At 70.8% G+C, this 25,332-nt stretch carries 20 protein-coding genes; 6 read left to right on the plus strand and 14 right to left on the minus strand.

The genetic code is table 11. The annotated features are described in order from the left end of the window. From infB to truB, 4 genes are all read left to right on the plus strand, one after another. Positions 1–2,175, plus strand: a 2,175-nt coding sequence (infB, locus tag FV218_RS11095) for a translation initiation factor IF-2 (RefSeq protein ID WP_147709754.1), incomplete at its 5' end; no start/stop codon positions are given. Positions 2,176–2,361: 186 nt separating this feature from the next. Continuing rightward, the gene (locus FV218_RS11100) at positions 2,362–3,237 is read left to right on the plus strand and encodes a hypothetical protein (protein WP_147709755.1); all 876 of its coding nucleotides are present in this window, start codon (positions 2,362–2,364) and stop codon (positions 3,235–3,237) included. Between the two features lie 181 nt (positions 3,238–3,418). Continuing rightward, the gene (gene rbfA, locus FV218_RS11105; RefSeq protein ID WP_056086901.1) at positions 3,419–3,847 is read left to right on the plus strand and encodes a 30S ribosome-binding factor RbfA; all 429 of its coding nucleotides are present in this window, start codon (positions 3,419–3,421) and stop codon (positions 3,845–3,847) included. Positions 3,848–3,983: 136 nt separating this feature from the next. After that, positions 3,984–5,027: a tRNA pseudouridine(55) synthase TruB gene (gene truB, locus FV218_RS11110; protein WP_246685075.1), complete on the plus strand. Its 1,044-nt coding sequence runs from the start codon at positions 3,984–3,986 to the stop codon at positions 5,025–5,027. A 20-nt stretch (positions 5,028–5,047) separates the two neighbouring features. Here the strand turns inward: truB and FV218_RS11115 are convergent, their stop codons facing one another. From FV218_RS11115 to FV218_RS11180, 14 genes are all read right to left on the minus strand, one after another. Beyond that, positions 5,048–6,217 (minus strand): M20 aminoacylase family protein, encoded by a 1,170-nt coding sequence (locus tag FV218_RS11115; protein WP_147709756.1) that lies wholly within the window; start codon positions 6,215–6,217, stop codon positions 5,048–5,050. Positions 6,218–6,299: 82 nt separating this feature from the next. After that, positions 6,300–6,755, minus strand: a complete 456-nt coding sequence (cueR, locus tag FV218_RS11120; protein ID WP_147709757.1) for a Cu(I)-responsive transcriptional regulator — start codon at positions 6,753–6,755, stop codon at positions 6,300–6,302. After that, on the minus strand, positions 6,752–9,220 hold the full coding sequence (locus FV218_RS11125; protein ID WP_147709758.1) for a heavy metal translocating P-type ATPase: 2,469 nt from the start codon (positions 9,218–9,220) through the stop codon (positions 6,752–6,754). Before FV218_RS11125 ends, cueR begins: the two co-directional genes overlap by 4 nt. A 105-nt stretch (positions 9,221–9,325) precedes the next feature. Further along, complete coding sequence (locus tag FV218_RS11130; RefSeq protein WP_147709759.1) at positions 9,326–10,603, minus strand: ATP-binding protein; 1,278 nt, start codon at positions 10,601–10,603, stop codon at positions 9,326–9,328. Between the two features lie 31 nt (positions 10,604–10,634). Further along, positions 10,635–11,687, minus strand: coding sequence for a lysylphosphatidylglycerol synthase domain-containing protein (locus tag FV218_RS11135; RefSeq protein WP_147709779.1), 1,053 nt, complete (start codon positions 11,685–11,687; stop codon positions 10,635–10,637). 170 nt (positions 11,688–11,857) lie between these two features. Further along, positions 11,858–12,460, minus strand: coding sequence for a uracil-DNA glycosylase (locus FV218_RS11140; protein ID WP_147709760.1), 603 nt, complete (start codon positions 12,458–12,460; stop codon positions 11,858–11,860). Continuing rightward, on the minus strand, positions 12,450–13,214 hold the full coding sequence (locus tag FV218_RS11145) for a PIG-L family deacetylase (protein WP_187273026.1): 765 nt from the start codon (positions 13,212–13,214) through the stop codon (positions 12,450–12,452). The genes FV218_RS11140 and FV218_RS11145 overlap by 11 nt, the downstream gene beginning before the upstream one ends. After that, positions 13,214–14,437: a glycosyltransferase family 4 protein gene (locus tag FV218_RS11150; RefSeq protein ID WP_147709761.1), complete on the minus strand. Its 1,224-nt coding sequence runs from the start codon at positions 14,435–14,437 to the stop codon at positions 13,214–13,216. The genes FV218_RS11145 and FV218_RS11150 overlap by 1 nt, the downstream gene beginning before the upstream one ends. After that, the gene (locus FV218_RS11155) at positions 14,434–15,279 is read right to left on the minus strand and encodes a sugar phosphate isomerase/epimerase family protein (protein WP_147709762.1); all 846 of its coding nucleotides are present in this window, start codon (positions 15,277–15,279) and stop codon (positions 14,434–14,436) included. The genes FV218_RS11150 and FV218_RS11155 overlap by 4 nt, the downstream gene beginning before the upstream one ends. Continuing rightward, positions 15,276–16,865, minus strand: coding sequence for a YcaO-like family protein (locus FV218_RS11160; protein ID WP_147709763.1), 1,590 nt, complete (start codon positions 16,863–16,865; stop codon positions 15,276–15,278). Before FV218_RS11160 ends, FV218_RS11155 begins: the two co-directional genes overlap by 4 nt. A 14-nt stretch (positions 16,866–16,879) precedes the next feature. Continuing rightward, positions 16,880–17,881, minus strand: coding sequence for a Gfo/Idh/MocA family oxidoreductase (locus tag FV218_RS11165; protein WP_147709764.1), 1,002 nt, complete (start codon positions 17,879–17,881; stop codon positions 16,880–16,882). Further along, positions 17,881–19,065, minus strand: a complete 1,185-nt coding sequence (locus FV218_RS11170; RefSeq protein WP_147709765.1) for a class I SAM-dependent methyltransferase — start codon at positions 19,063–19,065, stop codon at positions 17,881–17,883. Before FV218_RS11170 ends, FV218_RS11165 begins: the two co-directional genes overlap by 1 nt. Positions 19,066–19,096: 31 nt before the next feature. Continuing rightward, positions 19,097–20,017, minus strand: a complete 921-nt coding sequence (locus FV218_RS11175; RefSeq protein WP_147709766.1) for a hypothetical protein — start codon at positions 20,015–20,017, stop codon at positions 19,097–19,099. Continuing rightward, the gene (locus FV218_RS11180; protein ID WP_056086943.1) at positions 20,017–21,207 is read right to left on the minus strand and encodes an inositol-3-phosphate synthase; all 1,191 of its coding nucleotides are present in this window, start codon (positions 21,205–21,207) and stop codon (positions 20,017–20,019) included. Before FV218_RS11180 ends, FV218_RS11175 begins: the two co-directional genes overlap by 1 nt. A gap of 318 nt (positions 21,208–21,525) precedes the next feature. Here FV218_RS11180 and FV218_RS11185 point away from each other — a divergent pair, with 318 nt between their 5' ends. Continuing rightward, positions 21,526–22,689 (plus strand): lytic transglycosylase domain-containing protein, encoded by a 1,164-nt coding sequence (locus tag FV218_RS11185; RefSeq protein WP_187273027.1) that lies wholly within the window; start codon positions 21,526–21,528, stop codon positions 22,687–22,689. A 96-nt stretch (positions 22,690–22,785) separates the two neighbouring features. Continuing rightward, complete coding sequence (locus tag FV218_RS11190) at positions 22,786–25,317, plus strand: PBP1A family penicillin-binding protein (protein ID WP_147709767.1); 2,532 nt, start codon at positions 22,786–22,788, stop codon at positions 25,315–25,317. Positions 25,318–25,332 lie beyond the last annotated feature (15 nt).

Consider the following 25,332-nt stretch of genomic DNA (forward strand, 5'->3'; position numbering starts at 1 on the left):
GCCTCTTCGGAGCCGCGCAAGACGATCACGGCCGACGTTCGCAAGCCGCGCGATCTCAACTTCATGGCGCGCCCCGCCCCGGCCCCCGAGCCGGAGCCGACCACGCCGACGACGGCCACCGCCGCACGTCCGGCCGGTACCGCCACCACGGCCCGCACACCGGGCCGTCCCCAGGCCGCCGAGGAGGAGAACGAGCAGAAGCGCGTGATCCGCCGCCCCGGCATGCCGCTCAAGATCATCACGCCGCCCAAGACCCCGAAGCAGCCGGGCGGCGACCGCAACCGTGGACGCCTCACCATCGCCACGGCGACCTCGGGCGAGGACGAGCGCACGCGCTCCGTCGCCTCGTTCCGCCGTCGCCAGCAGCGCATGAGCGGCAACCGTCACGTCGAGCAGAAAGAGAAGCTCTCGCGTGAGGTGACGATCCCGGAGACGATCACGATCCAGGAACTCGCCAACCGCATGTCGGAGCGGGCGGTGGACGTGATCCGGCTGCTCATGAAGCAAGGCGAGATCCACAAGATCACCGATGTGATCGATTCGGATTCCGCGCAGCTCATCGCCGAGGAACTCGGCCACACCGTGCGCCGCGTCGCGGAGTCGGACGTCGAGGAAGGCCTGTTCAGCGACGAGCCGGACCTGGAGGAGGATCTCGATCCCCGTCCCCCCGTCGTCACCATCATGGGTCACGTCGATCACGGCAAGACCTCGCTGCTCGACGCCATCCGCAAGACCACGGTGGTCTCGGGCGAGGCCGGCGGCATCACCCAGCACATCGGCGCCTATCAGGTGGCCACGCCTTCGGGCGACATGGTCACCTTCATCGACACCCCCGGCCACGCGGCCTTCACCTCCATGCGTGCCCGTGGCGCCAAGGTGACGGACGTCGTCGTGCTCGTGGTGGCGGCCGATGACGGCGTCATGCCCCAGACGGTGGAGGCGATCTCCCACGCCAAGGCGGCCGGCGTGCCGCTCATCGTGGCGATCAACAAGATCGACAAGCCCGACGCGAACCCGCAGCGGGTCCGCACCGAACTGCTGCAGCACGACATCCAGGTGGAGTCCATGGGCGGCGAGACCCTCGAGTTCGAGGTTTCGGCCAAGACCGGCGACGGTCTACCGGACCTTCTCGAGGGCCTGCAGCTCCAGGCCGAAATCCTGAACCTGCGTGCCAACGAGGCGCGCGACGGCGAGGGCACGGTCATCGAAGCCAAGCTCGATCGCGGTCGCGGCCCCGTCGCCACCGTGCTCGTCCAGCGCGGCACCCTGTTCACCGGCGACATCGTGGTGGCCGGCGCCGAGTGGGGCCGCGTCCGCGCCCTCATCGACGACAAGGGCGAGAACGTTCCCTACGCCGGGCCTTCGGTCCCGGTGGAGGTGCTCGGCTTCAACGGCACGCCGGATGCGGGCGACCGCGTCGCGGTGGTGCCGAACGAGGCCCGTGCCCGCGAGGTCACGGAGTATCGTGCCCGTCAGAAGCGCGAGCGCATCGCCGCCCGCACGGGTGGAGCCAACCGTTCGCTCGTCGACATGATGCGCGACCTCAAGGAAGGCGCCGGCCGCAAGGAACTGGCACTCGTCGTCAAGGGCGACGTGCAGGGTTCGGTGGAGGCCATCAACGGCGCCCTGGAGAAGCTCGGCAACGACGAGGTGTCGGCGCGCATCCTGCTCGCAGGCGTGGGCGGCATCACCGAGTCGGACATCACCCTGGCGGAGGCCTCCAAGGCCGTCGTCATCGGCTTCAACGTGCGGGCCCACAAGGAAGCGCGCGAGTCGGCCGAGAACAAGGGCGTCGAGATCCGCTACTACAACATCATCTACGACCTCGTGGACGACATCAAAGCGACCCTGTCGGGCATGCTGCCGCCGACGCTCCGCGAGGAGCGCCTCGGCGAAGCCCAGATCCTGCAGATCTTCGACGTGTCGAAGGTCGGCAAGATCGCCGGTTGCCGCGTCACCGACGGTGTCGTCCAGCGCGGCGCCCACGTTCGCCTCATCCGCGACAGCGTGGTCATCCACGAGGGCAAGCTCTCGCAGCTCAAGCGCCTCAAGGACGACGCCAAGGAGGTCATCTCCGGCTACGAGTGCGGCATGTCCTTCGAGAACTTCCAGGACATGCGGGCCGGCGACACCATCGAGTGTTACCGGGTCGAGGAAATCCGCCGCACGCTCTGAGGAGCGGCGACGCACACGGTTTGATCAAGGGCCGCAGCCTCGCGTTGCGGCCCTTTTTCGTTGGACGCGGCGATTAAGATTAAGGGAGAGTTTCCCCGGTTTCGGAAGCTTGCCGGACGGACGGACATCCCGTGCTGGGCTAATGTGCGAAAGAGCGAACCACCCCCGGGTTCGGCGGAGCCTTCGATGCTGCAATCCTACGCCCTGCGGCGGGCGCTGAAAGACGGAAAGTACCGGAAGATCTTCGTCGAGCGGCTGACCGAGCCCCTGCACCTCAACGTCATCTCGGCGGGCGTCGCCCTGTTCGGCAGCTACCCGGCGAAGGTCGCCTTCGACCTCGTGGTGCGCCAGCAATACGCCTACCCGATCCTGTTCGCCGCGGAATCCGCACGGAAGCTCGGTCTCAAGCGGATCGCCGTCCTCGAGTTCGGCGTCGCCACGGGGGCCGGCCTCCTCAACATGTGCGAGCTCGCCGCGCACACGGAAGCCGCCACCGGCGTCGCCATCGACGTCGTCGGCTTCGACACCGGCACCGGCATGCCCCCGGCCGTGGACCACCGCGACCTGCCCGAGTATTTCCAGGAGGGCGATTATCCGATGGATTTCGAGGCCCTACGCCGCTCCCTGCCGGCGCGATGCCGCCTTCTCATCGGCGACGTTTCCGAAACGATCCCGGGCTATATCGCGAGCGTGGGACCGGACGCCCCCATCGGCTTCGTCGCCGTGGACGTGGACTATTACTCGTCCACCGTCCGGACCCTGCCGATCCTCGACGGCGCGCCCGACCAGTACCTGCCCATCGTCCCCGTCTACCTCGACGACGTCGCCATGGACGGCTGCAACCCGTGGAACGGCGAACTCCTGGCGGTGGCCGAGTTCAACGCCGCACACCCGCTGCGCAAGATCGCACCGTTCAACCTCCTGCGCTCGAAGCGCATCTTCAAGAACGCCCAGTGGATCGACCGGATGTTCGCCGCGCACATCCACGATCACCCGGCCCGCACTCCGGCCACGGCGAAACGTGCGCAACAGGCCTATATCCAGAACGAGTATTTGCGTTAAGACAGCGCCTTCGACACCCGCTTCGGTCTGCCCGGCTTCCGTATCCATACGGCGGCGCACCGATGCTCCGTATCAGCGACGCTCCGCTGGCGGCCACCCCGCGATGCCCCGCCGTCAAGCGGTCGGCCGACCCGGGTCCGGCCGCCATCCGGCCGTTTCGACAAGACGATCAGAACCGTTCATGGCCCAGAGACAGACCCCGACCGGACCGACGCAGCGCCAGCAGCGGGTGGCCGAGCTCATCCGCCACGCCATCGCGGAGGTGCTGCAGCGCGGCGATATCCAGGACCCGGTGCTGAGCGCGCACGTCATCACCGTGCCGGAGGTCCGCATGTCGACGGACCTCAAGCTCGCCACGGCCTACATCATGCCGCTCGGCGGCCAGAACGAGGCGCCGGTGATCGCCGCCCTGGAGCGCAACAAGAAGGCGTTGCGCCAGGAAGTCGCCCGCCGGGTGAACCTCAAGTTCGCGCCCGACCTGCGCTTCCTGCGCGACGAGACCTTCGACGAGGCCGACCGGATCGACGCCATCCTGCGCACCGACAAGGTCCGGCGCGACCTCGAATCGCAGAAGTCCGACGGGGACGATTCGGACCCCGAGGCGGCCTGAGGCCCCTTCGCCGTCCCCGCCAGGCGGAATGCCGGGCGTCCCCGAGGAACGCCGGGCCTTCCCGTGCCATCTTTTCCAGATACCAAGACCGGACGGCCCTGGCCCGCGCGCGCCCCGTCCCTCGACCGAGGACAGCATGACCAACGACACGATCATCGAATCCCCCGATGAGGTCGCCCCGGCGTCCCAAGGTGTGGACGACACGGCCGCGGACACCCGTCCCGCCGAAGGTCGTCGCCCGCCGCGCGGCGGTCCGCGCCCCGACCGGCCCAAGCGCCGCGACGTCAATGGCTGGGTGATCCTCGACAAGGGCGTCGGCATGACCTCGACCCATGCGGTGGCCGTGGTAAAGCGGGCCTTCAACGCCAAGAAGGCGGGCCATGCCGGGACCCTCGACCCCCTGGCATCGGGGATTCTTCCCATCGCCCTCGGCGAGGCGACCAAGACGGTGCCGTTCGTGATGGACGGCCGCAAGGCCTACGTCTTCACGGTGACCTGGGGCATCGAGACGGACACGGACGACGCCGAGGGGCGGCCCGTCGCCACCAGCGATGCGCGCCCCGAACGCGGGGCCGTGGAGGCCGCGTTGCCGAACTTCGTCGGCGCCATCGAGCAGGTGCCGCCGCGCTACTCGGCCATCAAGATCGCCGGGGAGCGCGCCTACGACCTCGCCCGCGACGGCGAGGAGGTGGTGCTCGTGGCGCGTCCCGTCCAGATCGACCACCTCGCCGTGGTGGAGCATGACGGCCAGCGCACGGTGATCGAGGCCCAGTGCGGCAAGGGCACCTATGTCCGGGCGCTCGCCCGCGACCTCGGGCGGATGCTCGGCTGCTACGGCCACGTCTCGGCCCTGCGCCGCACCCGCGTCGGCCCCTTCGCCGAGGCCGAATCCTGCGTCGTCGCCACCCTGGAAGAGGCCGGCCCCGACGGGAACGGCCCGCACCTGCATCCCGTCGAGACGGCGCTCGATGCCGTTCCGTCCGTGCCGGTCTCGCGCGACATGGCGCTTCGCCTCATGCGCGGCCAGCCGGTGATCCTGCGCGGACGCGACGCCCCCGTCGAGGGAAAGGCCTTCGCCACCTGCGGCGGCATCCTCGTGGCGGTGGGCGATGTCGAGCGCGGCGAACTCGTGCCGCACCGGGTGTTCCACCTCGGCGGCACCACCCCCCAGCGCGGCTGATCGAACCCGAACCGGGCGCCCTAGCGCAGGGGCAGCCCGGTCTCGATGACGCGGGCCCAGAGCGACGCTCCATAGGGCGCCGCCGCATCGCAGAAGTCGTAGTCCGGGTGGTGCAGGCCGGCGCTGTCGCCGTTGCCGAGGAAGATGTAGGCGCCGGGGCGGTGGGCGAGCATGTAGGAGAAATCCTCCGCCGCCATCATCGGCGCCACGGCGCGGTCGACCTGCGCCTCGCCGACGAGCCCGGCGGCCACGTCGGCGATGAAGTCCGTCTCCACCGGGTGGTTCTCGGTCACCGGATAGCCGCTGCCGAACACGATGGTCCCGCGCGCGCCGAAGGCGGCGGCGACGTTGCCGACGATCCCTTCGATCCGACCCTGGACCAGGGTCCGCACCGGCTTCGACAGGGCCCGCATGGTCCCGCGCAGGGTGACGCATTGCGGCAGCACGTTGAAGGTCTCGCCGGCTTCCAGGGTGCAGACGGAAACCACGGCGCTGTCGAGGGGATCGACGGAGCGCGCGACGACGGATTGCAGGGCGACGACGATGTGGCTCGCCACCAGCACGCTGTCGATGGCGGCGTGCGGCTGGGCGGCGTGGCCGCCCTTGCCCTCCACCGTGATGGTGAAGCGGTCGGTGGAGGCCATGATCGGGCCGGGCCGGATGGCGAAGTGTCCGAGGGCCAGGCCCGGAATGTTGTGCAGGCCGTAGACGGTGTCGATGCCGAAACGCTCCATGAGCCCGTCACGAACCATGGCCTCGCCGCCGCCGCCGCCCTCCTCCGCCGGCTGAAAGATCATCACCGCCGTGCCGTCGAACTCCCGGGTCTCGGTGAGATAGCGCGCCGCGCCGAGCAGCATCGCCGTATGGCCATCGTGGCCGCAGGCATGCATCTTCCCGGGGTTCGTCGAGCGGTAGGGCAGGTCGCGCACTTCCTGGATCGGCAGGGCGTCCATGTCGGCACGCAGACCGATGGCCCGATTCGAGCCGTGCGCCCGCCCCCGGATCACCCCGACGACGCCGGTGCGGCCGATGCCGGTGACGACCTCGTCGCAACCGAAGGCCCTGAGCTTGTCGGCGACGAAACCGGCGGTGCGATGGACGTCGTATTGCAGTTCCGGATGGGCATGGAGATCGTGGCGCCAGGCGGTGATCTCCGGCGCCAGGGCTGCGATCCGGTCGAGGACGGGCATGGGACTGACTTTCGAGAGCTAAGAACTCTCAGGACGGGCGTCGTTGGGCGTCGATCCAGCAAACAAGGGGCCACACGCGGGGTCAATGCCGCGCCAGCCTGAATCCGCGGTTCGGACTCGCGGCGGTCGGCTGATCGTCGCCCGCGAGATCGTCCAGGATCGGACAATCGGGGTGCGCGTTCCCACCGCAGGTCTCGGCGAGCCGGCTCAACGTGCGGGTCATCCCCTCCAGGGCGGCGATGCGCCGGCGCAGGTCCGCGACATGTTCCAGGGCCACGGCCTTCACCTCGGCGCTCGCCCGCCCGCGGTCGCGCCACAGGGCGAGGAGCGTCCGGATGTCCTCGACGGAGAAGCCGAGGTCGCGGGACCGGCGAATGAAACGCAGGGCATGGAGATCGGAGGGCCCGTAGAGGCGGTAGCCGCCCGGCGTGCGGGCGGCGGGCGCGACGAGGCCGGTCTCCTCGTAGTAGCGGATCATCTTGGCCGAGACGCCCGTGACGCGCGCCGCCTCGCCGATGGTCACGGGCGCAGTGGTCACGACTCCCCCCCTGCCCAGCGCAGGCGCAGGGCGTTGGCGAGGACGAAGACGCTCGACAGGGCCATGGCGCCGGCCGCCAGGACCGGCGACAGCAGCGGCCCGCCGAACGCGTGGAGGGCCCCCGCCGCCACGGGGATCAGGGCGACGTTGTAGGCAAACGCCCAGAACAGATTCTGGCGGATGTTGCGCATCACCGCCCGCGACAGGCCGAGGGCCGTGACGAGGCCCTCCAGGGCGCCCGACATCAGCACCACGTCGGCGCTCTCGACGGCGATGTCCGTGCCCGTGCCGATGGCGATGCCGACCTCGGCTTCGGCCAGGGCCGGCGCGTCGTTGATGCCGTCGCCGACGAAGGCGACGGCGCCGTGGCGCGCCCGCAAGTCGCGCACGGCCTCGACCTTGCCGCCGGGCAGCACCTCCGCGAACACCGTCCCGATCCCCAGCGACCGGGCCACGCTCTCGGCGGTGCCGCGCGCGTCCCCCGTCACCATGGCGACGGTCAATCCGCGCGCCTTCAGCGCGGCCACGGCTTCGACGGCACCGGGCTTGATCGGGTCGGCCACGGCGAGGAGGGCGGCGAGGCGCCCGTCGACGGCAACGTAGAGGGGGCTGCGCCCCTCCGCGTCGAGGGACGCCGCCCGTGTAGCCAAGTCCCCGGTGGCCAAGTCCCCGGTGGCGATACCGAGACGCGCCATGTGGCGGGCGGCGCCCACGGCCACCGCACGTCCGCCGACGCGGCCGGCGATCCCGAACCCCGGAACGGCCTCGAACCCCGTCACCGCTCCGAGGCCGAGCCCCCGCGCCTCGGCCGCCGCCACGATGGCCCGCGCGATGGGGTGCTCGGAGCGCGATTCGAGGGCGGCCGCCAGGACCAGGACCTCGTCGGCCGAGAACCCCGGCGCCGGATGCAGGTCGGTCAGGCGCGGCCGGCCCTCCGTCAGTGTACCGGTCTTGTCGAGAGCGACCGTGCGGACGTCGCGCAGGGCCTGCAGGGCGGCGCCGTTGCGGAACAGCACGCCGCGTTCCGCCGCCCGACCGGTGCCGACCATGATCGAGGTCGGGGTCGCCAGTCCCATGGCGCACGGGCAGGCGATGATCAGCACCGCGATGGCGTTGACGAGGGCGAATCCCAGGGCCGGGCTCGGGCCAAGGACGAGCCATGCGAGGAAGGTGAGCGCGGACGCCGCCATCACGGCGGGGACGAACCAGGCGGTGATTCGATCCACTAGGCCCTGGATCGGCAGCTTGGCGCCCTGCGCCGCCTCGACCATGGCGACGATCCGCGCCAGGGCCGTCTCGGCGCCGACGGCGCCGACGGCGAGGTCGATGCTGCCGGTGGTGTTGAGGGTTCCGCCAATGACCGTGGCGCCGGTGCCCTTGGACACCGGTACGGCCTCGCCCGTCACCATGCTCTCGTCGACGTAGGTCGTCCCCGCGACGACGGTGCCGTCCGCGGCGACGCGCTCGCCGGGCCGCACGCGGACCACGTCGCCGAGCCGCAGCTCCGCCTGAGCCACGGACACTTCCGCGCCGTTCCGGATCACGCGGGCGGTGGCCGGCGCCAATCCGACGAGGCGCGCGATGGCGGCGCCCGTGCGGCCCTTGGCCCGCGCCTCCAGGGTGCGGCCGAGCAGGATGAGGGTGACGATGAGGACCGCTGCCTCGAAATAGAGATGCGCGGTACCGGGCGGCAGCCGGTCCGGCGCGAAGACCGAGACCAGGGAGTACAGGTAGGCGGCCCCCGCCCCGAGGGCGACGAGGGCGTTCATGTCGGGGCGGCCGCGCGCGAGGGCCGGGATGCCGTGGCCGAAGAACCGGCGACCGGGACCGGCCAGGACCAGGGTCGCCAGGGCGGCCTGGACCCAGGCGAACCCGGCTCCGCCGACGACGCCAGCGAGGCCGGGGACGAGGTGGCCGCCCATGTCGATCACCACGATGGGGGCCGACAGGACGGACGCGGCGACGAGGTCGCGCCGCACGGTGACGCTCTCCGCCGCCCAGCGCTCGCCGCGTTCGGGGGCGGCACCGCCGGACACCGGCGCAGGCTCGTAGCCGGCCCGGCGCACGGCCTCCGCCAAGTTCTCGAAGGCGACCGCCCCCTCGGCGTGACGCACGGTGGCCCGGCCGGTCGCGAGGTTGACGGAGGCCGCGGTCACGCCCGGGACACTGGCCAGGGCCCGCTCCGCCCGGCCGACGCAGGACGCGCAGGACAGGCCGCCGACCTCGACCACCGTCGTCGCCTCGGGGACGGCGTAGCCGGCTCGGACGATGGCGGCCACGGCCGCATCGGCGTCGGCTCCGGCGAGGTGCAGGCTCGCCCGGCCGGTGGCGAGGTTGACGGCGACCTCCGAGGCGCCCGGCAGGGCCGCCAGGGCACGCTCGACCCGGCCGACGCAGGACGCGCAGGACAGGCCGGTGACGGGCAGGTCGAGGCGGCGGGAGGGGGAAGCGGGAGACGGTGTCATTCCCCCGATGTGGGGCTTCCCACGGTGGGAAGGTCAAGGGCCGCCACGGGTTCGACAGGCCAGCCCCGCGCCGTGCGCGGTTCTCCGCGATGCGTCGTGGGGTTGCTAACCCGCCTCGGAACCGGACGCCGTTCCGGCCTCGGCGACGAATTCGGGAAAGAACGCCCGCACGGTGGTGCCGGCGCCCGGCGCGCTCTCGATGACGAGGCGGCCGCGATGGCGGTTGACGATGTGCTTGACGATGGCGAGGCCGAGGCCCGTGCCGCCCTGATCCCGGCTCGAGGCGACGTCGACGCGGTAGAACCGCTCCGTCAGGCGGGGAATGTGCTCGGGCGCGATGCCGGGGCCCTCGTCGCGCACGGACAGCACGATGCGGGCGCGCCGCGGCGGCATCTCGTCCCGCTCGACGGAGACCACGACCCGACCGCCGCTGGCGCCGTACTTCACCGCGTTCTCGACGAGGTTCTCGACCACGCGCAGGAGTTCGTCGCGCTCGCCCGGCAGGCGGTGGACGCCTTCCGCCTCCAGGGTCAGTTCGACGCCGCGCTCGCGGGCCAGGGGCTCCTGGGTGTTCACCATCTGGCGGGCGATGCCGGCGAGATCCACGGGCTTCGTCGGGGCCACGTGCTCGCGCAGTTCGATGCGGGACAGGGACAGGAGATCGTCGATGAGGCGCGTCATGCGATGCGCCTGAGTCTTCATGATGGCCAGGAAGCGCTCGCGCGCCGGCGCGTCGTTGCGGGCCGGCCCCTGCAGGGTCTCGATGAACCCGAGGAGGGACGCGAGCGGCGTGCGCAGCTCGTGGCTGGCATTGGCGACGAAATCGACCCGCATGGCCTCGAGGCGCCGGGCGGAGGTGAGGTCGCGCAGGAACAGGACGACGTTGGGCTGTCCGCCCGCCGGACCGTCCGGCATGGGCAGGGCGCCGATCTGCACCTCGAAGGCGCGCTCCGTCGGCACGCGGGTGGTGTAGAGGGTCTTCAGGGGGGCGCCCGTGCGCAGCACCTCCTCGATTCCGTCGAGGACGTCGGGCGCGCGCAGGGCGAACGAGAGCGGGTGGCGCAGCTTCAGGGCCGGTAGGAGGGCGCGCGCGGCCGGGTTGACCTCGATGACCACGGCGCGGCGGTCGACCAGGATCACGGGATCGGGAATGTTGGCCAGCAGCGCCTCGGCGACGGAGTGCCGGGTCCGGGCCGCCGCCTCCGGCGTCACCTGGATGCGCGTCCGGAACAGGCTGCCGACGAGGCCGCCGACGACGAGGGCGACGACCGACGCCGCGATCCACGGCGCGTCGAGGGCGCCGCGTGCCCAGGCGACCAGGCCGAAGGTGACGCTCGCGCACGCGGCGGCGGTCCAGGCGGATCGACGCGCACCTCGTGCCATACTGCTCCCCAGCGCCATCCTTCCGGCGGCGTTACGTCCCTTCGGCCCGGCGCCGGGCGCGCCTGAGGACCTCGTAACCGCCCAACATCAACAGGGCGATGACGAACGGCACGAGATAGTAGCAGACCCGGAACAGCAGCAGGGAGCCCAGCACCTGATCGCGGGGCAGGCTGGAGAGGGCCAGCAGGATCGTCGCCTCGAACACCCCGAGGCCGCCCGGCGCGTTCGAGGCGATGCCGAGCATGGCCGCCAGCACGTAGATCGCCACGAAGGTGGTGAAGCCGATGGAGGTCCCGGCCGGAAGCAGGACGTAGAGGGTGGCGGCGGCGGCGCATACGTCGCCGATGCCCACCACCATCTGGCTGAGGGACACGGAAGCGCCCGGCAGTTCGAGGCGCCAGCCCTTCACGCGCACGCTGCGGCGCTTGAGCGAGACCCAGGCGAGGTAGGCGACCACGGAGAGAAGTGCGGCGAGGCCGACGCCCTGGTTGAGGCGGATGCTGGTGAAGGTGAGCCCGGCGAGCTGCCCGGCCTCGGCGATGAGGCTCAACCCCAGCACCACCCCCATGCCGAGCCAGAAGGTGAAGCCCGCAATCACCGTGAGGGCCGCGATCTTGGCCGCACTCAGGCCCCGGCCGGAATAGATCCAGTAGCGGATGGTGCCCGCCGTCAGAAGGGGGAAGCCGAGGGTGAAGCTCACGGCGTAGCTCGTGAACGAGGCAAGTGCCGTGGTCCGGTACGGCACCGTGATCTGGAGCTGGCGCAGCGCGAGGGCGTCGTAGCAGGTGAGGAACAGGTAGCTGACGGCCACGAACAGGAAGGCGAGGCCGAGCTGTCCTGGCGTCGCCGCCGTGAAGGCGGCGTGGAGTTCGGCCCAGGTGACGGTCTCGACGAGCCGCCACAGGACGAAGACGGAGACGGCGAAGATCACGATGCTGGCGATGGTGCCGATCCAGGCGTAGCGACCCTTCATCGAGCGCTTCGGCTTGGGATCGGCCACGGGCTCGCCCGGCGCGACGGTCGGCGCATCGGCGTCGATCGCCTCGGCCCGGCCGAGGTCCTTGTGCTGTCCCGCAAAGTTCATCGTGTCGGCGTCCGCCTCCGCCGGGCGGCCCCGCTCGACCTCGACGGCGGCATGGGTGTCCCGGGCTTGTGCCGGACCGCGGCCCGTCGCCCGCATTTAGGGGCATCGGCCGGCAATTGCCAGCGACGGGCCGATCTTGCCCGTGGGCCGGGCGGGGTGTCGAGGTATCGTCAGGCGAGGAATGTGGCCGCCTGAGTGAAGCCGTCGCGTATGCGCATCGCGACGTTCGGCGATGTGCAGACGTAGGTCGGGCTCGGATGCGGCACCGCGATCGCCGGCACGCCGGGGCGCAGGGTCGCGAGGGCGGGGCGGCTCAGGCCGGCGACGCGGCCGGCGAGAACCACGACGGCGAGGCGCGGCAGGCAGGCGATCAAAGGTTCGAGATAAGGGGCCGCGGCGGCAACCTCGGAACGGCGGGGGGCGCGGTTGAGGGCATCGGGCGCGTGGATCACCCACGGGACGGCGTTCCAGATCAGGGTGTCGGCCCGCGCGATCCCGGCCTCGGACAAGAACCGGAACAGGTTGGCGGCCGTGCCCGTGGGGTTGTCGCGCGAGACGAAACCGCTGCCCCGGGGGCCCGGCGTCTCCAGCAGCAGCAGGAGCCGTGCGTCGGCGCCGCCATCCAGGGGATCGGGCTCGGGCACGGCCGCGTCGCGCTCGGCCGCGATGCGGCGGGCCAGGGCGCGGATCGGCGCCAGATGCGCGCCCGCCAGGAGCGCGCGGCGCGCGGCGAGGCGGGCGGGGTCGCCGAGGCTTTTTGGCCTATCCGGCATCGCCGAGGAGGCGCGCGAGACCGGGCGGCAGGGCGCCGGCGCGGCGGAAGCGCTCGACGCCGCCCTCCCGCGCCAGCTGCGCGGCGAGGTTGTCGGCCCCACCGAACTGGAAGCCGATCTGGCTCGCATAGGCCGCACAGGCCGCACGCTTGGCGGCCTGTGCCTCGGCGTCGAAGACGACGGCGAGCGTGGGAAGCGCGCTGAACCCGTCGCGCAGGGGCTCGCGCGGCGTGACGTCCCGAACCGTGTAGGGGAAGTCGCGCCACCACAGGACAGGCGTGTCGGGCGCGAGGTCCCGCAAGGCGCGCACGGCCTGGATGTGATCGACATGGCCGCCGACGGCCTGAGGCGCGAGGATCAGGTCGGGTGCCGTCTCGGCGATGAGGTCGGCCAGGGCCCGCGTCAGATCGGGAACGATGCCGTCGTCGGACCTGACCTCGGCGAAGAGTTCAGGTGCGCTGGCATAGCCCCGGTGGGGTGCCTCGCGGAACGGCAGGTGCCGCGGCGGACCGATGCCGAGGGCCTGGGCGGCGTCCCTGTCCTCGTCCCGGCGCAGGGCCATGTAATCGACCTCCGGTCCGAGGCCCTTGTCGGTCTGGCAGGCCAGGGCGAAGCCGGTCGGATCGGACACCGAGCCGGTGAACAGCGTCGCCATGGTGACGCGCCAGCCCGCCCGCGCCAGGAGGGCGAGGGTGCCGCCGCAGGAAAAGGCGGCGTCGTCGAGGTGCGGCGAGAGGGCGAGGGCGGCCGGCATCAGAGCAAATGCGGCTCGGCGCGGAAACGGCAGGTCGGATCGTGCGGCAGATCGCCAGAAAATTCCGTCGCCGGCTTTGAATCCGCCACGGCCGCATAGACCTCCATGATCTGGCGTCCCACGGCCCCCCAGGAATAGACCCGACGGCATTCCTCGAGGCCGTCGCGGGCGAGGCGGGCGCGCAAGCCGTCGTCCTCGATCACGCGGGTCAGGGCCTGCGCCAGGGCCGGCACGTCGCCGGGCTGAACCATGAGGCCGTTCTCGCCGTCGCGCAGGCAATCGGAGACGCCGACCGAATGGGTCGAGACCACGGCGAGACCCGCCGCCATGGCCTCCAGGATGGTGTTGGAGAACCCCTCGGCGTAGGTCGGCGACACGAACACGTCGGCCTGGCGGTACAGGTCCGGCACGGTGTCGTAATCGGCGTAGCCGGTGAAGCGGATCTCGGCCTCCGAAAAGTTCAGTTCGGCGGCGCGGGCCTTGGACGAGTCGACGTCCGGACCGATCCCCGAAATGACGGCTTCGAACGGCACGCCCCCCGCGCGCATGAGCCCGAGGGCGTCGATGAAATCGAGCACACCTTTCCGGCGGTCGACGCGGCCGTGGTAGAACAGGCGCACGGGGCCGGCATGGTCGCCGGGTCCCGGCGTGAAGCGGCCGGTGTCGACGGCGCCCGGCACGATGGTGAAGCGGTCCGGGTCGGAGCCGAGGCGATCGCAGACCTCGCCTACAAAAGACGCGCCGCCGATGAGGAGGGCGTTGGCATGGGCCAGAACCTCGCACATGGCGACGCGGTGGGTCTCGCAGCACGAGCCGACCCAGTGGCCGTCCCCGCCCTGGATCGACACCACCGTCGGCACGCCGATCTCCTTGGCCACCAGCAGCGTCGCCCAGCCGGTCGGGTAACCGTACTGCGCGTGCAGGATGTCGAAGGGTTGCCTCGCGTGCTCGGCCCGGATGGTCGCCACCATGGTGTCGATGTCGCGCTCGAAATCACCGTCCGTCTGCTCGCCGATCTGTTCGAGGCCGATGACACGGACGCCGGGCACGGCCGGGGGCGGCCCGCCGCCGTAGACGCGGGTGCCGAAGGCGTCGCCGCGATACTGGCTGATCATCGTGACGTCGTGGCCGGCGCCGACGAGTTCGCGCAGGAGGTTCTGAGCGTAGACGCTCATGCCCGAGATGGCCGGGAAGTAGCGCCGGCTGACGAAGCAGATTCTCAATGCACCGGCTCCGCCTTGTGCTTGCGGCAATCGCGAAGGAATTGGAGGGAGGCCGGGACCATCACGTCGGCCCTGTGGCTCTCGCGGGAGAGTTCGACGCAGACGAGTTTCTGGAAGCCGACGGCGTCCAGGGCATCGAGGACGCCCGGCATGTCCATGTCGCCCTCGCCGAAGGGCAGGTGGACGTGCTCGCCGCGCTTCATGTCCTCGATGGCCACCGTGCCGATGCGGTCCTTGAACTCGGCCACCGCCACGGCCGGATCGCGCTCGCCGGTGACGAGGCAGTGGCCGGTGTCGAGGGCGAGGTGCAATCCGTCGACGGACAGGGCGGCGAAGTCGTCGAGGGTCTCGATCAGCATGCCGGGTTCGGGCTCCAGGCACGGCACCACGCCCTTGGCGCGGGCGTACTCGGTCACCGCGACGAGGCCCTCGTTCAGCCAGTGCCGGGCTTCCGCATGGTCGATGCCGGGCTTCGGCACGCCGGCCCAGAACGAGACCGCCTCGGCGTGGAGGATGTCCCCGATCTCGATGGCGCGCTTCAGGAAACCGACGCGGCGGGCACGGCCGGCGGCATCGCTGCTCACCAGGGTCGGCTCGTGCTTGGCCTTCGGGTCGAGGAGGAAGCGGGCGCCGGTCTCGATCACCACGCCGAGGCCGAGGCGCTGGAGCCGGCTCGACAGGGCCTGCGCGTCCTGCACCCAATGCTCGGCGAAGGGGTCGAGGTGGTGGATGTCGAGGGTGAGGGCGACGCCCTGGTAGCCGGCCTCGGCGATGAGATCGACGGCGTCGGCAAGGCGATGGTTGGCGGTGCCGTTGGTGTTGTAGGCAAAGCGCAGGCTCATTCGCCCGTCCCCTGCTGGGCCAAGCGGAACGGCGCGTGGTGCGATTCCGGTTCGCGATAGAGGGGGTAGTGCGACCCGACGATCCGGTCGGCCAGCGCCGTGTCGAACAGGGGCTGCCCGCCGAAGCGCTCCAGGGCCTCGAGGGTCAGGCGCACGGGCCGCAGGGTCTCGCTCGCGTCTCCGAACCGGATCAGCGGATGGTCGCGTTCGATGAGCTTTTGCGTGTTGCGCTCGCCGATGCGGTGGTAGCTCATGGTCTCGACCTCGAGGCCCGGCACGATGGCCTTGACCACGCCGACCGAGCCGCCGGGCGGGGCGCAATCGACGTAGAGGACATCGAAGCCCGCGTCTTCCAGGCGGTCGCGGGCGATGCGGCCGCGGGCATGCCCGTCGGGGGCGGCCGTCGTCGGCAGATCCGAAAACTTCTTGGTGCCGCGCTCGGAATAGACCGTGTCGCGCAGGGTCGCGGCCAGATCCTCGGGCGGCAGGACGATCCATTCGAGCATGGCCTTCAGGGCCCGGCTCTCTTCGAGGTCGAGGCTCGGCAGGGCCTTGTCGATGAAGGCCTGGACGTAGCCCGGCGGGGTGACGCGCTCGGCGAAGGACAGGGGGCCATGGCCGAAGGCCTTGCGCACGCGCGCCGCCTGGAACTCGAGCAGCGCCTTGCGCAGGGCGCGCTCGCGGTCCGGGTCGCAGGCCTCGCCGCAGGCCGACAGGGCGATGGGCACGGGTGCCTCGGCGAGGTTGGTGTCGTGGCCGACCACGTAGATGTTGGTGAGGCCGAACTGGTCGGTGGCGAATTTCGGCAGGGCCTTGATGCCGAGGGCCTCCAGACGGTCGAGCATGCCCCGGGTCTCGGGACCGAGCCCCTCCGACAGGTCGAGCATCACACCCTGGTCGAGGGCCCGGAACAGCAGGCCGTTGCCGTCGCGCTGCAGGAGTTCGAGGAGGCCGTGACCGAGGGCGAACGCGGTGTCGGGTCCGGCACCGAGGCCGTTGGTGATGAGGTTGGTGAAGGGCTTGTAGCCCTCCGACAGCTCGAAATAGTCCGTCGCGGCGATGTCGAGGGGCATCAGCACGGTCTCGCCCGTGCGGGCGCGGCTGGCGGGGGTCCATTCGAGCACCGAGCCCCGGCCGATGGGGCTGCCGGCCGGCAGGCACAGGGTGAGCGGATCGGCGACGGAGCCGGCGCCGAACACCTTCACCAGGTCGTCGTAGCTGCCGCGCTCCTTCTTGCGGGGCATGACGGCCAGCGACGGCATCAGATTTTCGGCGATCTCCGCCACGGCGCCGATCAGGGCTTCGTCGTCCGTGGCACCGTAGCCGATGCCGCTCGGCATGGCACCGATGAAGAACGGGTCGTCGAGGAACAGGGACACGAACCAGACCGGGATGCCGGTGCGATCGAGGGGCGCCAGGGGAAACCCGACGATCCGCCCCTCCGGCAGGATGTCGAGATAGGCGCGCACGGGTTCGGGCAGCGACGCGGGCAAGCCCTCGATCCGGCGCCTGGCACCGTAGGTGTAGGCGCGCGGAGCCTTCACGCGCGGATTGCGGGCTCTGGCGTCCTGATCGTGTTCGCTCACGTGATGATCCGTTCTCAGGCCAGGGCGTCGTAGGCGCGCGCCAGAAGCCGCATGGTGTGCAGGTCGCGGGTCGCGCTGTAGGCCTCCCGCTCCGCGGGACGCCGCAGGGCGGAGCCGAAGGCCCGCACCTGTTCGAGGAAGGGCGAGGCCGCGCCGTCGAAGGCGACACCCTCGGACAGGCCGGTTGACCCGTCGATGAACGTGAGGCTGCCGCCCGCCACCTGCCCCATGGTGTCGATGGCCGTGAGTTGCCCCCCGGTCCCCGTCACTTCCAAGCGCCGGCGCGGCAGGGCATCGGGGCAATTGTAGGCCACGTGCAGGTTGGCCAGCACGCCGGATTCCGTGCGGCCGATGAGGAGCGCGCCGTCGTCGACGGCGTAATCCTGCGCCCGGGCCTGGGTGAGGGCCGCGAGGTCGACGATGGACTCGCCGACGAGGAAATCCACGAGATCGAGGCCGTGGGGCGCGAGATCCATCAGGGCGCCGCCGCCGGCCTTCTTCGGATCGATGCGCCAGTTGTCCTGGCCCACCACCGAGGTCCAGGCCCGCGGCAGCCAGCAGGCATAGACGATCCGCACGGTGGTGACGGTACCGAGCCGGTCTTGCGCGATCCAATCGCGCATCGCCCGATGGGCGGGGTGATGGCGCTGATCGAAGGCGGTGCCGTAGAACGTGCCCTGTGCGCCGACCGCCGCCGCCATGGCTTCGGCATCACTGAGGCTCGCCGCCATCGGCTTCTCGCACAGGATCGCCTTGCCGGACCCCGCCAGGGCCTCGATGGCCTCGCGGTGGAGATGGTTCGGGGTGGCGACGTAGACCGCCTCGACCTCCCGATCGGCCACCAGATCGGCGAGATCGGCGTAGGCGCGGGCTCCCAGCGCTTCGGCGGCCGCCCGCGACTCCGCGCCCGGATCGACCACGGCGACGAGGCGGTGGCCGGCCGCGCGGATGCCCGGCGCCATGTAGTCGCGTGCCACCCAGCCGAAGCCGACGATGCCCCAGGCGACGGAATCCATCACCAGCGCTCCGGCAGATCGACGTATTCGCGGGTTCGAATGCGGTCCGCTTCAGGCGTGTCGAGGCCGCCGCGCCAGTCGAGGGTTTCGGGTCCGTCGGAGTGCATTGGATAGGTCGCGCGACCGGAATACTCGGCTTCGTAGCGCTCGGACGGCCACGCGATGACGTAGCCGCCGGCGGGATCGGGCACGTAGAGAGGGTTGAGGCGCAACGATGCGCCCACGCGCGGCAGGGTGATGCCATCGACGATGGCCCGCGGCGCCGGGCGCATGCCGGGACCGGCGACGACGGAGAAGGCTTCGACCTCGGTGAGTTCGCTGGGTGCGCGCGGTGACGGCGCCCGTGCCTCGACGAGGGCGCGGGTGAGGTCGGCGTCGTCGTAGACGAGGCCGTCGGGAAACAGCTCCTCGATCTCGCCCGCCGAGACGGCCCGGCCGGCGGAAAAGCCCGGCCTCCCGCTGTTGTGGATGTGGCTCAGCACGAGCCAACCGTCGTCGCCGGCATTCTGGCGCAGGTTGTCGAGCACCTCGGCCTTGCCGTCGAGGAAATAGAAGGCGTCGTTGCAGACCACGAGATCGACGGGTGCACCGGGAATCGGCCAGTGGGGCGAACCGGCGTCGAAGCAGATGAGCTGGACGTCCGCCCCCACCACCCAGTGCCGGGCGACCCAGAGCTTGGCGAAGACCACATCGGCGCCGGAGACCTTGAGGCCCCGCATGGAGAAATCGCGCAGGTAGTGGCCGATGCCGCAGGCGAACTCGAACACGCAGACGGGGTCGTTCCAGTGCGCCTCCAGGAGGGCGAGACCGGCGAGGTAGGTCGGATCGCTCCAACGATGGACGAAATAATCGCCGACGCGCCCCCAGCCGAGGAGGCGCACGGCATCGCGCAGGCTGAACTTGGCCCGCTCACGCACGAGTTCGTGCAGGTCGAGGGTATCGGCCGGCGGACCGGTCCACCAATCGTCCTGATCGGCGAGCAAGCCTTCCAGGGCGAGGCCCGCCTCGCCCGCATCAAGGAGCTTGAGGGTCCGCGTGACGAGCTCGGCGCGGTTCGTCCGAAGATAGGGAATGCCGTCGATGACGGGCCAGCGGGCCCCCGTCCCCGCTTCGCGCAGGGAATGGGGCGTGTCGGCCTTCAAGGGCTCGCCGGTCTCGGGCGAGTGGAGTGCGAAGGGAATCATGGCACCGTGTCCGCGTGATCGAACCTGTGGATCACGGGATATGCATGTCCGTCAGGACACGATCATGAAACCCCTTCACCGGGCCGGCATGGACGAGTTCCATGTCGTCGAGGACGATCGCCATGGTCAGGCCGGCCGCACGCAGGTGCTGGGCGATCTGGAGGACACGGTCGATGCAATCGGCGGCATGGAAGGCTCGGCCCTCCGCCGTCGCATCGTCGGGCAGGACGGCGCGGGCGCGCTGGACGGTCTCGCGCAGGGGCGGATCGAGTTCATCGAGCGCCCACTGATTGGTGCGGGCCATGATCGGCCCGAGATGGTCGCCAAGCAGCATTTCGCCGGTGAAGCCGGCATCGGGCATCGCGGCGTTGTGGAAATGGTGGCTCATGGCGGCCAGGAACACCAGGGTCGGGTCGGCCCGGTAGAATGGGCTCAGGACGACGCCGTACACCGCCACCATCAGGCAATGCTCGGCGTGATTCTCTGGCGGCTCCAGCAGGATGCGGGGCTTGCCCGGACAGGTGACCCCGGCGCGGGGCTGATGCGCCAGGGCGGAGACGAAGGCCGGAAGCGATCCCGGCAGAGCGCTGCTGGTCCCGTGCAGGCGCGCCCGCAACCGGTCGCGCAGGGCCGGATCGACGGCATCGGTGACGGCATCGAATCCGGCGACAAGTACGTCGGACGCCGCCTGGTGTTCGAGTCCGGCGGCGGCGAGGAACGCCGCGTCGAGGTCGCAGAGCCGCGCGGCGGCGAGCGCCTTGGCGGTGATGTCGAGGGCGACATCCTCCGCCGCCGCGCCGCCCGTGAGGGCACCCCAGCCCTGCGCGAACAGGCGCTCGGCGATGGAGCCGAGACGCCCGGCCGAATGGACCCGCTTCAGGTCGTTGAGTTCGACCAGGAGCGGGCGCAGGGCGAGGGGGGCGGCCGCGCCGCCCTCCGAGGAAGCCGACATCAGTTCACGCCGAGCCAGTCGAGGAGCATGGTCTGCTGCTTGCCGAAATCGTGCTCGGGGCCGCGACCGTTCTTGACCATGGGTGCCTTGAAGAACGACGAGAGCTGCTCCTGCACGCCACCGTCGCCGCGCGTCTTGGCGAGATCGAGGACGCGGGCGATCTCGATGACGAGGGGGGCCGCCAGGATCGAGTCCTTGCAGAGGAAGTTGACCTTGATCTGCATGCGCTGACCGAGGAAGCCGGTGACGTCGATGTTGTCCCAGGCTTCCTTGTCGTCGCCGCGCGGGCGGTAATAGTGGATGTGGACCAGGTGGTCCTCGACGGGATAGCCGAGGATCGAATCCAGCACCGTGCCCTTGGTGTTGAGCTTGGACTGGAGCGAGTCCTTGTCGTTGAGGGCGAGGCCGTCGCGGTTGCCGAGGATGTTCGTCGAGAACCAGCCGTCGACGTGGAGGGCGCGGGCCTTGAGGGCGGGGGCCAGCACCGTCTTCATCATGGTCTGGCCGGTCTTGCCGTCCTTCCCGGCGACCGGGACGTTGAGGTCCTTGGCCATCTCCAGCAGCGCCGGCACGTCGGCGGCGACGCTCGGGGTGAAGTTGGCGTAGGGCACGCCGCTCTTGATGGCCGCGTAGGCGTAGAGCATCGCCGGGCTGATGGACTCGTCGCTGGAATCGAGGCCCTTCTCGAAGGCTTCCGGCGAGTTCAGGGTCGCGGCCGTGAGATCGGGCCAGCGCTCCGTCGAGGCGAGGTTGATCACCACCACATCGTCGAGATTGCTCTCGGCCTTGAACCGCCGCAGATCGTTGGCGATGACCGAGACCGCCTCGCGGTGATCGGCCGCCACGATGCGGTTCACGCCTTCGATGTTCTTGCAGAACTTGGCGCTGCCCACCGCCGGCCACGGCTTGATGCCCTTGAGCACCTGAGCGCCGTTCTCGATGTCCTGCGCCGTGAGCACGCCGTGCCCCGTCGCCGCGGAGGCGAGGTCGTCGTCGTTCAGATCCCAACCGGCGAAGACAAGATCCTTGTAATCGGCCAGGCCGGCGACGGAAAGACCGGCGAGGGGCAACCCGTCGAGGCGGTTCGATCCGGATTTGATCATCTCGATGCCTGCGATGGCGGTGGTGGCGACGGCGCCACCCATGCCAACGAACGCAACGCCGACTCGGCGACCGGTCTGCATGCTCATTGGAAAAAGGCTTCCTTCATTGGGTCCACGGGGATCGTCGCTCCACACATCGGAGCATTCCCTCGGGCCTTAGCTAACTGGACCGCTCGCGCGTCATTCCAAGTCCAGCGGGAGACGCTTTTTTGACGCGGTTCATCTGAACGGACGCCGAACGTTTCGTTAAAACTTCGTGAAAACAGAGCCTTAACCGTCCGTTAAGCGTGCCACGGTTGAATCACGGCGCTGTCCCATTCTGGTCACAGCCGGCGGCGAGACATCGCCGCGCTGAACACATCGAAGCCGCGCCCACGAAGGCAGCGGCACGAACAAGGATCAAGGATGGGGGTTTTCCCGGAGCCGGCGCCCCGCGCCGACGACGTGAGCCGTCTCGTGCCCAACGAGACCTTCAACGCAGATTCCTCCGTGGCCTGGCTGCCACGGACCGAGCGCCGCGCGCGCCGGACCCTCGCCAAAGCTGGACGCAGAGCCCTCGTCACCCTCGTGACCGGGCTCGCCCTCGGAGCGGCCCTGCCGCAGAACGCCCTGGCACCCGCCGCAGCCGCGCATGCCCGGATCGACGAGCGGGCCCTCAGCGCGCAGGCGCAAGCCCTGGCGCACACCGTGCAATCTCAGAACGCCGGCGAATGGACCGGGGTTCCCATCGTTGAGCAGGAACCTGCGACTGCGGTCCTGATCGCCGAGGATCTCGCGGGGCTCGCCCCGATCCGCGATGCCGCCGGAACCGAACGCCTGCGTTTCGGCGCCATGGAAGTCCCCCGCGAGATCGTGGACACCATCCTGCGCGCCTCCAGCGAGACCGGCGTCGATCCGGTCTACATGATGGCGCTCGCCGACAAGGAATCGAGCTTCTCCACCACGGTGAAGGCCGCCACATCCTCCGCCGAGGGCCTGTTCCAGTTCCTATCGGGCACCTGGCTCGAACTGATCCGGACCTACGGCGCCCGCCATGGTCTCGAGGGCGAGGCCGCCGCCGTCACCGGACGCGGCGGCGCCATCACCATCGCGGACGACGCCCTGCGCACCCGTGTCCTGCGCCTGCGCCAGGACCCCTACACCGCCGCCCTGATGGCGGGTGAACTCATCAAGCGCGACCGCGGCCGGATCGAGCAGCGCATCGGCCGCGATCTCACCACGGCCGAGCTCTACTTCGCGCATTTCCTCGGCACGGCGAGCGCCGGACGCTTCCTCGCCCTCAACGCGGAGAAGCCCGGCCAGGTGGCCAAGCAGGTGTTCAAGGCGGCCGCGCGGGCCAATCGCAGTCTGTTCACCGAGAAAGCCGGCAAGGGCCGGCGCAGTCTCACGGTGGCCGAGGTCCGCGAAAAGATCGGTGGCATGATCGACCGCCGCCTCGACCGGTACGAGGGCGTGGCGGCGCTGGCCGCCCCCGAGGTCAAGGTCGAGCTCCCGACCCTGGAGGCCGAGGCCGGAGAAGCGGCGCCCATCCATCGCGTCCGGGTGACCGAGGCGACGGCGGCCGACTGAATCGCGGGAGCGTAGCCGCCCGGGAAAAATTCAGTCTAGAACCGGGACACGCGACGGCCCCGCCCCCGTGGGTGCCGACGACCGTCGAGTGACCCCATGAGCTCCGTCGATCCCGAACGTCCGCATCCCGATGGGACTTCGCCGCAGGACGCCCCCGGCAAGTTTACGTCTGGCAAGGGTGCGTCCGCCGAGAACGAGGCCGCCCAGGCCCGTGCCGCGGCCCGCGAAGCGGCGGCGGCGGCCCGCACCCTCGGGCGACAGCTCGGTGTCCTCTTGGGGAGTGCGGCCCGCACGGGCGGACGTGGCGCCGCCGGTGCCGCGCGCGCCTCGGGCCAAGCCTTCACCCGCCTGGCCGGCCGCCTGAGATCCGCCCGGCGACCCGGTGCGGGTACCGCGGCGGTGTCCGCCGACACGGCCCCAGCTCCCTCGACGGCCGCCGCCGTCCCGCGCGCGGGTCGGGCCGGACGCCTGAGTCGGCGGCCGATCCTCCTGGCCGTCCTCGCGCTCGTCGCCCTGCCCGTAACCCTGCTCGCGGGCCTCGTCCTCTACAGCTTCGTCACCCTTCCGCCGCTGGGCGGAGTGGTGCCGGAGGCGGGCCAGCGGGCCCTCACCGTGGAGGCCGATGACGGCCAGGTCTTCGCCACCCGCGGCGCGTTCCAGGGCCAGAAGCTCGTCGCGGCCGACCTCCCGCCGCACATGGCGCAGGCCATCATCGCCATCGAGGACCGGCGCTTCCGGTCCCATTGGGGCGTCGATCCGCGCGGGCTCCTGCGGGCGATGTGGCGCAATACGTCGGGGGGCGGCGTGCGCGAGGGCGGCTCGACCATCACGCAGCAATATGTCCGCCTCACCTCCCTGACGCAGGAGAAGACCCTGCGGCGCAAGATTCAGGAAGCGTTCCTGGCGCTGCGCGTCGAGGCGACCATGTCGAAGGACGACATCCTGCTCGGCTACCTCAACACCGCCTATTTCGGAGCCGGCGCCTACGGCCTCGACGCCGCCGCCCGGCGCTACTTCGGCAAGGGCGCCAAGGCCCTGACATTGCCGGAAGCCGCGATGCTGGCCGGCCTCGTGCGCGCGCCCTCCCAGCTCGCCCCCACCCGCAATTTCGGCGGCGCCAAGGAGCGGGCCGACGTGGTGCTCCAGACCATGGTGGAGACGGCAGCCATCACGGCGGCCGAGGCCGACAAGGCCCGCGCCCAGACCATCACCCTGCGCACGCCGCCCGAGACCCCGCCGGGCACGAACTACTTCCTCGACATGGTCTCGGGCGAGGCCAAGCGCCTGGCCGACACCACCGGAGACGTCACGGTTCGCACCACCCTGAACCTCGACCTCCAAAGTCTGGCCGAGGGCGTCGTCGCCCGGCGGATGGACGCGGAAGGGGCCAAGAAGAAGGCCTCCCAGGCGGCCATGGTGGTGATGAACAAGGAGGGCGCCGTCCTCGCCATGGTGGGCGGACGCGACTACGAGGACAGCCAGTTCAACCGCGCCACCCAGGCCAAGCGCCAGGCCGGTTCCCTGTTCAAGCTTTTCGTGTATCTCACGGCCTACGAGAACGGGTTCTCGACCGAGACCGTACTGGTGGATCGCCCCGTGCAGATCGGGGACTGGGAGCCGCAGAACTCCACCGGGCGGTTCAAGGGCGCCATGCCCCTGCGCTCGGCCTTCGCCCAGTCGGTGAACACCGTGGCGGCGCAGCTCGCCGACGAGATCGGCATTCCGGCCGTCATCGCCACGGCCCGTCGCCTCGGCGTCGCCTCCGAGCTGCCCAACGTGCCGAGTCTCGCCCTCGGTTCGGCCGAGGTGACCCTGCTGGAGATGACCCGCGCCTATGCGGGCGTCCTGGCCGGGGCCGTCCCCGTCGACGCCCACAGCGTCCATGCCATCCGGGGCGGCGCGCCGCAGCCGCTCTATCTGCGCCCCGAAACCCGCTCCGGCACGGCCCTGCCGACGGAGGCGCGGGCGATGATGCTCGATTCCCTCCAGGCCGTGGTCGATGGCGGCACCGGGAAGGGCGCGCGGGTGTCGGGGATGCCGGTGGGCGGCAAGACCGGCACGACGCAGGATTATCGCGATGCCTGGTTCGTCGGGATGACGCCGGACCTCGTCGTGGGCGTGTGGGTCGGCAACGACGACAATTCGTCCATGAACCGGGTCGGGGGCGGCGACATCCCGGCCGCCCTGTTCCGGGACTTCGTGCAGCGCGCCGCCGCGCAGATGGCGCGCGGCCGCAAACGCCCCTCCGCCGCCCGGGCCGAGCCGGCTCCGGCCCGGGACGTGGCGCCCGCCGCCGCGGGAGCGGCCATCCGCGGCGTGCCCGAGGTTGTCGATACCGGAACCCTCGCCTTCCGGGGTCGCACGGTGCGGCTCCTCGGCGTCGACGGCGAGGGCGGGGCGCTGGCCCGGCAGCTCGCCCGGTACCTGCGCCGCCGCGAGGTCGCCTGCACGGCCGCGGCGGGCGCCGAGGCCGGCCCCCTGCGCTGCCAGATCGACGGCGACGATCTGGCCTCCCTCATCCTCGCGGCGGGCGGCGCCCGGGCGTCGGAGGATGCCCCGGCCGATCTGCTGGCCGCCGAGGAGCAGGCCCGCTCCGAACGCGCCGGGTTGTGGCGGCGGGAGCGCTGAGGCGGCGGAGGCTCG

The organism is Methylobacterium sp. WL69, from assembly GCF_008039485.1.
Taxonomy (GTDB): Bacteria; Pseudomonadota; Alphaproteobacteria; order Rhizobiales; family Beijerinckiaceae; genus Methylobacterium.

Excerpts from the sequence above, each read along its gene's own strand:
- FV218_RS11100 (WP_147709755.1), top strand. The coding sequence starts at position 2,362 with ATGCTGCAATCCTACGCCCTGCGGCGGGCGCTGAAAGACGGAAAGTAC.
- rbfA (WP_056086901.1), top strand. The coding sequence starts at position 3,419 with ATGGCCCAGAGACAGACCCCGACCGGACCGACGCAGCGCCAGCAGCGG.
- truB (WP_246685075.1), top strand. The coding sequence starts at position 3,984 with ATGACCAACGACACGATCATCGAATCCCCCGATGAGGTCGCCCCGGCG.
- FV218_RS11115 (WP_147709756.1), bottom strand. The coding sequence starts at position 6,217 with ATGCCCGTCCTCGACCGGATCGCAGCCCTGGCGCCGGAGATCACCGCC.
- FV218_RS11125 (WP_147709758.1), bottom strand. The coding sequence starts at position 9,220 with ATGACACCGTCTCCCGCTTCCCCCTCCCGCCGCCTCGACCTGCCCGTC.
- FV218_RS11130 (WP_147709759.1), bottom strand. The coding sequence starts at position 10,603 with ATGGCACGAGGTGCGCGTCGATCCGCCTGGACCGCCGCCGCGTGCGCG.
- FV218_RS11135 (WP_147709779.1), bottom strand. The coding sequence starts at position 11,687 with ATGAACTTTGCGGGACAGCACAAGGACCTCGGCCGGGCCGAGGCGATC.
- FV218_RS11140 (WP_147709760.1), bottom strand. The coding sequence starts at position 12,460 with ATGCCGGATAGGCCAAAAAGCCTCGGCGACCCCGCCCGCCTCGCCGCG.
- FV218_RS11145 (WP_187273026.1), bottom strand. The coding sequence starts at position 13,214 with ATGCCGGCCGCCCTCGCCCTCTCGCCGCACCTCGACGACGCCGCCTTT.
- FV218_RS11155 (WP_147709762.1), bottom strand. The coding sequence starts at position 15,279 with ATGAGCCTGCGCTTTGCCTACAACACCAACGGCACCGCCAACCATCGC.
- FV218_RS11165 (WP_147709764.1), bottom strand. The coding sequence starts at position 17,881 with ATGGATTCCGTCGCCTGGGGCATCGTCGGCTTCGGCTGGGTGGCACGC.
- FV218_RS11170 (WP_147709765.1), bottom strand. The coding sequence starts at position 19,065 with ATGATTCCCTTCGCACTCCACTCGCCCGAGACCGGCGAGCCCTTGAAG.
- FV218_RS11175 (WP_147709766.1), bottom strand. The coding sequence starts at position 20,017 with ATGTCGGCTTCCTCGGAGGGCGGCGCGGCCGCCCCCCTCGCCCTGCGC.
- FV218_RS11180 (WP_056086943.1), bottom strand. The coding sequence starts at position 21,207 with ATGAGCATGCAGACCGGTCGCCGAGTCGGCGTTGCGTTCGTTGGCATG.
- FV218_RS11185 (WP_187273027.1), top strand. The coding sequence starts at position 21,526 with ATGGGGGTTTTCCCGGAGCCGGCGCCCCGCGCCGACGACGTGAGCCGT.
- FV218_RS11190 (WP_147709767.1), top strand. The coding sequence starts at position 22,786 with ATGAGCTCCGTCGATCCCGAACGTCCGCATCCCGATGGGACTTCGCCG.